Source organism: Streptomyces sp. NPDC005408 (assembly GCF_040606445.1).
Classification (GTDB): domain Bacteria; phylum Actinomycetota; class Actinomycetes; order Streptomycetales; family Streptomycetaceae; genus Streptomyces.
The window spans coordinates 1-1537 of the sequence record NZ_JBEXEX010000134.1; the positions used below are offsets into that span (position 1 = coordinate 1).

2 protein-coding genes are annotated in these 1537 nt (G+C 65.3%); one reads left to right on the forward strand and one right to left on the reverse strand.

All coding sequences use genetic code 11. The features are described from left to right. The first annotated feature begins 47 nt into the window (after positions 1-47). Positions 48-815, forward strand: coding sequence for a transposase (locus tag ABZS64_RS39275; protein ID WP_355840007.1), 768 nt, complete (start codon positions 48-50; stop codon positions 813-815). Positions 816-842: 27 nt separating this feature from the next. Here ABZS64_RS39275 and ABZS64_RS39280 read toward each other — a convergent pair whose 3' ends face one another. Then, entirely contained in the window at positions 843-1430 is a 588-nt protein-coding gene (locus ABZS64_RS39280; RefSeq protein ID WP_355840009.1) for an immunity 21 family protein, read from the reverse strand. Between the last annotated feature and the right edge of the window lie 107 nt (positions 1431-1537).

Sequence of the window (1537 nt, forward strand, 5' to 3'; positions counted from 1 at the left end):
CTAAGGGCTGTCCCGTAACTGCTGGCCGCAGGTGAGATGATCTTGATGTGGCTGGTGTGATCACGGCGTCGGAGCCGTCATGGATAGGACCGTTCACCGGCCTGAGCCCGCGCTGTTTCCGTGCGTTGATCACTGCGTTGCGCCGCGAAGGGGCTGATGCCGTGCGTCGGGGACGGCCGTGGAGCCTTCCGTTGGAAGATCGGGTGTTGCTGGTCACGGCCTACTGGCGCACGAACTTGACGATGCGCCAACTGGCCCCGTTGTTTGGGATCTCGAAGTCTGCGGCTGACCGGATCATCGATCAGGTCAGCCCACTCCTCGCGCTGCGGCCCCGGCTCCGCTTCGCCAAGGACACCGTGCTCATTGTGGACGGCACCCTGGTGCCCACCCGCGACCACACGGTCGCCGAACAGTCCAAGAACTACAGGTACTCCACCAACCACCAGGTCGTCATCGATGCCGACACCCGCCTCGTTGTCCTGGTCGGCCGGCCGCTGCCGGGCAACCGCAATGACTGCAAGGCGTGGGAGGAATCCGGAGTCAAGGCCGCAGTCGGCAAGACCATGACCATCGCCGACGGCGGCTATCCCGGCACTGGAGTCGTCATGCCCCACCGTCGGCGGGTGGGCGAGGAACTGCCCGCCTGGAAGCAGGAACACAACCGCTCACACAAGCAGGTCCGCGCGCGCGTCGAGCATGCCTTCGCACGGATGAAAACTTGGAAGATCCTCCGCGACTGCCGGCTGAAGGGCGAAGGCGTCCACCACGCGATGCTAGGCATCGCCCATCTGCACAACCTTGCGCGCAGCGCGTGATCACACTCAACCGAAGCACCTGCCCGTTCAAGATTCGATGGGAAGGATCTGGACCAGGCCGACCCAGTTCTCCTCGTCCGCCTTGGTGTGGGTGGCGCGGACCCTCCAGCGGCTGGCAGGCAGCGGGACCGATGCCTGGGCGGGCATCCCGTCCCCGGGATACTCGATGTCCAGTTCAGAGCCTGTTTCGGCGGAGTCCATGAGCGTGGCTGGACCGTCCGACACCCACGTGCCGCACTCCTCCCACTGGGTGGCCGGGTCTGCGAGGACGGCCCTGGCCGCAGCCTTCAACTCGGCCTCGGAGTCGGCGGCAAGCCACCGCAGGAAGGCTCGATGCTCGGGTAGATAACAGCTGGTGGCTGGCTCGTCCGCCAGTACCAGTGCCTGTGCACCGTTCTCGCCAACGGCGATCACACCGGCCAGATCGTCCACCGCGCAGGCTCGGTCGTAGTCGTCTGGAGTGGTGGCGTCTCCCGCCATGACGCCGGTCTCCGTACACCCACGCCATGCAGCCAACGCGGAGACCGGGATGACGATCAAAGGCCCACCCATCGACTCCACCCAAACAGGGGAGGTGTGGGACGCATCGGCTGCAGTAGATGAAGAGACGCTCATGCCGTCAGTGTGCCCGCGCCCACTGACAACGCCCGCAGTGACCCATTGGCACCCAGGACAGGAACGGCTTAGGGCCTGCGGCGACTTCAGTTACGGGACAACCCTTA